The sequence below is a fragment of the Streptosporangium fragile genome (assembly GCF_039534445.1).
Lineage (GTDB): Bacteria > Actinomycetota > Actinomycetes > Streptosporangiales > Streptosporangiaceae > Streptosporangium > Streptosporangium fragile.
This window is the reverse complement of record NZ_BAAAVI010000144.1, coordinates 1-5061: the sequence shown is the minus strand read 5'-3', so window position 1 is coordinate 5061 and position 5061 is coordinate 1. Positions and strand designations below refer to the sequence as shown.

Below are 5061 nucleotides of genomic sequence, written 5' to 3'. Positions count from 1 at the left end.
CCTGCTTGGCCACGTCCTGGTCGTACTGGGCGGCGCCCTCGGCGGGCTTGGTCAGTCCGGAGCCGACCGCGACGGTGATCTGCTCCAGCGACGGGCCCTTGACCGGGGACAGGAACTCCAGGGCGGGCGTGGTGGCGCCCTTGTCGATGTAGGCCTGCAGGTCCTTGGCCGCCTGGATGGCGTCGTCCGGGAGCTTGGCGCCCTCGATCCGGTACGGCCCGGCGGGCTGGACGACCTTGCCCACCGCCTCGGTCGCGGCGGGCGAGGCGACGAAGGCCAGGAACTTCTTGGCCGCGTCCGGGTGCTCGGTGGTCTTGGCGATGTAGATGCCCGGCGGCTCCCAGACGGTGGCGCCGTGCTTGGCCGCGTCGGTGCCCGGGACGCCGAAGAAGCCGATGTCGGTGGCGACCTGCGGGTTGTCCTTCAGCATGGGCGGCAGCATGGCGCTGAGCATCGGGTAGTGCGCGCCCTTGCCCTCCACCAGCATCTTCATGCCCTGGTCGCTGGTGGCCGAGCCGAATCCCTCGTTGACGTAGCCCTTGGCGTGGACCTCGGCCAGGTGCTCGAAGCCCGCCAGGGCGGCCGGTGTGGCGGCGAACTTGGCCTTGCCCGCGGTGTAGTCCCGCGCGAAGGCCGGCACCTGGGCCTGGACGTTGTGGTAATCGCCCAGCACGAACAGCTGCGAGGTCCAGGTGTCCTTGAAGGTGGTGATCACCGGGGTGATCCCGGCCGCCTTGACCTTCTCGTTGTTGGCCATGAACTCCGCCCAGGTCGTGGGCGCCTTCAGGCCGAGCCTGTCGTAGACCTTGCGGTTGTACAGGATGCCGCCGCCCATGCCGGCGCCGGCCGGCACGCCGTACACCTTGCCGGCCTGTGTCACCACCGGCAGGAAGTCCTTCTGCACGTTCTTCAGCACCGCGTCGCCGGTGAGGTCGACCATGGTCTGGGCCGGGTTGAGCGCCTGGAGCAGCGACCCGGAATTGTACCAGAACACATCCGACATGTCGCCCGTCGAGAGCCGGGTCTTGACGATGTTGTCGCCCTCGGTGCCTCCCGGCCGCGTCTCCACCTCGACCTTCACGGTGGGATCGGTCTTGTTGAAGGCGTCCGCGAGCGCCTTGGCCCCGGCGAGGGTCAGCTGATCGTTGTCGACGAGGAAGGACAGGGTGACCGTGCCGTCGGCGGCGGGCTCGGCCGAGCCGCCACCGCAGGCGGTCAGCAGGAGGGACGCCGAGATCAGCGTCAGTGATGCCTTGAGTCTCACTTCATCTCCCTGGGGTTCTGCTTGGACCGGCCGGACGGCCGCGACGGCGGAGACCGCGCACGTGAGCCGCCGAACCCCCGAACGCCCCTGGCGGGAGCCCGTACGGCATCCCGTACGGTCCCGACGGCGGAACGTTTTAATCGGCTGCGAAAGCCAGCGGTCCGGCGCCGGATGTTTCCGGCAGGTTTCTCAGGCCTGCACTGGATGGTGCACCGTGGAGAGGGGGAGCGGATAGGCCGCTATTCGCCAGTTGATAGCACAAAATTAACCTCGGCCGGTGAGGCGGGGACGGGTAGGGTGCGCGCATGCATGACGATCCGGTGGCGGAGTCGGAAGGCCTGCTCTACTTCACCGACGGCTCGCTCGCCTACGCCGGCCGCTACCTCCACCACGGCTTCTTCCACACGCACACGCACAGCTTCGTCGAGGTGGCGGTCGTCACCGGGGGCAGCGCCATCCACCACGCGACGACGGGCCGGGAGCCGCTGCGCCGCGGCGACGTCGTCCTGCTGCGGCCCGGCGCCTGGCACGGGTACGAGGAGTGTGACCGGCTGGAGCTGTACAACTGCTGCTTCAGCGTCGAGCTGCTGCACCGGGAGCTCGCCTGGAGCAGGGAGGACGCGCTGCTGGGATACCTGCTGTGGACCGGCCCGTACTCGATGGGCCGCAGGGGGACGCTCTCCTTCCGGCTCTCGGGGAAGGCCCTGGACGAGTGCCTGACCCAGCTGGACGGGCTGGACCGGCTGCGCGCGTTTCCGGTCTCCCACCACCGCGGCGACATCATCGGCCACCTGTCGGTGCTCCTCGGCAACCTCGCGCGGGCCGCCGCGGAGACGCGGGAGGGCGCGGAGGAGCCGGTCGGTCCCGCCCATCCGGCCGTCGTGCGGGCGATGCGGCTGATGGAGGGCAGGGTGGCCCACGACTGGACGCTGACGGAGCTGGCCGGCCATCTGCACCTGACGCCGGGATACCTGGTGCGGCTGTTCAAGGCCGCGACCGGGCTGCCGCCGATGGCCTACCTGGCCAGGCAGCGGGTGGAGGTCGCCGCGACCCTGCTCCTGCTCGGCGAGGAGCCGATCGCGCAGATCGGCGAGCAGGTGGGCTGGGGGGATCCGAACTACTTCGCCAGGAGGTTCAAGGCCCACTTCGGGATGAACCCCTCCAGCTACCGCAGGAAGTTCACCCACCGGTCCGTCACGATAACGACGAACTCCGCCGGGAACCCCGGCCTCCGGGGGTTCGCTACGTGATCGACGGGTGACCGGTTCCCGCCGAGGGACGGGACGCGTTCTGCGGTACGGGGTGCGGAGGTCAGAGTGCTCCTGGGAAACCATGTGCCGGCCTCGTTGAGGATCGGCTACTGACCTTGAGCGGTCACGCACGTCGGTGCTCGGCGTGAGTACGGAGGCGCCACCGGTGCGGCGACCGCACTGGTGGCGCACCCGGCGGGTATCCGTCAGCGGTCTTCTTCGTCCGCTTCGTCGAACAGGTCGTGCGCGGTCTGGGCGGTCGCCGCGCGGGCCGCCCAGGATTCCAGCCGGGTGAGGTCGGTGCAGGCGGTGATCCGGGCGCGTACGTCGTCCGGCACCTCCAGGCCGCGGGCGGTCAGCACCAGCAGGACTATCCGGACCGCCTCCTCCGCCCTGCCTTCCGCCTTTTACCGGCGCTCCGGCGGCCGTTCCCGATCATTGTGAAAAGATTGGCCAGTCGTTCCCTTGTGGCGTCATACATCGATTTGTGGAGACTTGAAATCCGTTTGGAACGGTTCGTGTCCCGGCTGGCACACCGGGGGTCCCCGCGCGCCGGCACCGTCGGCCGCCGGAGCGAACCGTCGGCGGCGGCGATGGACAGCCGGAGCGTCATACCGACACCATCGGGGCCGGCAGCCGCGGTTACGCCGCGAACAAGGAGATCAACGGGCGCAAGCGGCTTGTGTCACCGGCACGGCTCGTACGGACGAGCTCACAGCCGGTCTTCGTGGCCGAGTCGATCTGCTCGTCCCTGGCCTGGACGGCCACCGCGTGATCTTCGGTTCTCTCGCACCGGAATGATCACTGCTGTGGCCGTCGGCTGTCTCCGCTACGCAGGGAACGGACATAGTCCCTGCAGGCCGAAGACTACGAACCGGGGCTGCCGCACCAGTTGCTCACGGCGTTGGCCGCAGGACAACAGGGAGCTCCTCAAGGCCGCGTACGATGAGTGCGGACTTGTACCGGATCTGTTGCCGCGACACGGCAAGGCCGATGTCCGGATACCGCCGGAGCAACGTTCGCAGCGCGATCTTTCCTTCGAGCCGAGCGAGGGCGGCGCCAAGGCAGTGGTGGATTCCGCGGCCGAAACTGATGTGCGGGTTGTCGTCTCGGCGGACGTCGAGGGTGTCCGGATCGCTGAAGACCTCGGGATCCCGGTTCGCCGCTCCCAGCGCCATGAGAATCGGCTCCCCGGCAGGGATGACGCTGCCGCCGATACGCACGTCCTCCCTGGGAAAGCGGAAAATCGTGGTCGCTGTAGGGCCGTCGTATCGAAGCAGCTCTTCCACGGCGCGGTCCATGAGCGCAGGGTCTTCCTGCAGGAGCCTCAGCTGGCCGGGGTGATCGAGCAGGGCGAGCAACGCGTTGCCGATCAAACTGGCAGTGGTCTCGAAGCCGGCACTGACAAGGCCGAAGACGTTGCCCACCAGTTCGTCCTCGGTGAGCTTCTGATCGCCGTCACGCGCGGCGATGAGCGCGGAGATCACATCATCCGCTGGATCGGTCCGCTTCGCGGTGATGATGTCGCGCACATAGTTCATCATCGACTTTGTCCCCGCAAGGGCTTCTTCACGGCTCAGGCCGACCAGCGGATCCATCCACTGGCGCAGCTTGCGGTGGTCGTCGCGGGGCATGCCGAGCACCTCGCCGATAACCATGATCGGTAGTCGGTAGCAGTAGGCGTCCTGCAGCTCGATCTTCTGGTGAGGGTCGAGCTCGTCAAGTAGTTGATTGCTGATTCTCTCTACTGTGTCCTGCCATCCGGCGATTCTGCGTGGGGTGAATACTTTGGAGGCGAGCGCGCGGATCCTGGTGTGGTCGGGTGGGTCTTTGAAGAGCAGCGCCTGCACCATCTCAGTGCCGGACCCATAATCCAGTCCGGCGGCGAGGAAGTCCGCATTGGCTGTCTCTTGATTCACGCTCATCCGCGGATCATTGAATACCGCTCGTACGTCCGCATATCGTGTGAGCAGCCATACGCGGACCCCGGCGAATTGCATGGGGTGCACAGGCCGGTGCTCGCGCAGCCAGGCGTACGTCGGATGCGGGTCCTGGTAGAAATCCAGACTGAAGGGCTCTACCGGCGGTCCGCTCATGCCGACTGATGATGTGCTCATTGGTGATCCTTCAACTTCTGTCGCGGATTATGCTTCATCTGCGGGAGATGCGAACCCTGCGCCGTGTTGCCTCCTCCTTCGAACCGACTCTCCCCGCGGAGCGGCCGGCTCCGCCGAAGCGGGAGCAATCGTCAAGACCTGTGGATCAAGATCTTTGGGCAACGGCCGGTATCGCCTTCCTGTCGGACAGACCTGTAAACGATCCACCAGGATGGCGGTCGCCCTTGTAGGCGACTTGAGCCGACTTGTGGCCACTTGCACACCGCCATAGTCATCACCGGGTCCCCACGAGTGACCGACTCGTGGTCCGCCGCCTGCCGGACCACGTTTCCGCCTCTTTTCCGCGTACCGCCGGAAGAAATGCGCCCCCACCCGCTCAGGCGGCGGTCATGTCGAACACGGCCTGGACGGTGTGGCGCCGTCCGGCGGC

General features: G+C 67.2%; 4 protein-coding genes. 1 reads left to right on the top strand and 3 read right to left on the bottom strand.

The window, feature by feature from the left end; translation table 11 throughout:
- On the bottom strand, positions 1-1264 hold a 1264-nt coding region (locus ABD841_RS40135), incomplete at its 3' end, for an ABC transporter substrate-binding protein (protein WP_344982306.1).
- A gap of 305 nt (positions 1265-1569) precedes the next feature.
- Here ABD841_RS40135 and ABD841_RS40130 point away from each other — a divergent pair.
- A complete protein-coding gene (locus tag ABD841_RS40130) occupies positions 1570-2514 on the top strand; it encodes an AraC family transcriptional regulator (RefSeq protein WP_344982305.1) in 945 nt (314 codons plus the stop codon).
- 206 nt (positions 2515-2720) lie between these two features.
- Here ABD841_RS40130 and ABD841_RS40125 read toward each other — a convergent pair whose 3' ends face one another.
- Together ABD841_RS40125 and ABD841_RS40120 are read right to left on the bottom strand one after the other, a co-directional pair.
- The gene (locus tag ABD841_RS40125) at positions 2721-2876 is read right to left on the bottom strand and encodes a hypothetical protein (protein WP_344982304.1); all 156 of its coding nucleotides are present in this window, start codon (positions 2874-2876) and stop codon (positions 2721-2723) included.
- A gap of 534 nt (positions 2877-3410) precedes the next feature.
- On the bottom strand, positions 3411-4631 hold the full coding sequence (locus ABD841_RS40120) for a cytochrome P450 family protein (RefSeq protein ID WP_344982303.1): 1221 nt from the start codon (positions 4629-4631) through the stop codon (positions 3411-3413).
- Positions 4632-5061: the final 430 nt, after the last annotated feature.

Excerpts from the sequence above, each read along its gene's own strand:
- ABD841_RS40120 (WP_344982303.1), bottom strand. The coding sequence starts at position 4,631 with ATGAGCACATCATCAGTCGGCATGAGCGGACCGCCGGTAGAGCCCTTC.
- ABD841_RS40130 (WP_344982305.1), top strand. The coding sequence starts at position 1,570 with ATGCATGACGATCCGGTGGCGGAGTCGGAAGGCCTGCTCTACTTCACC.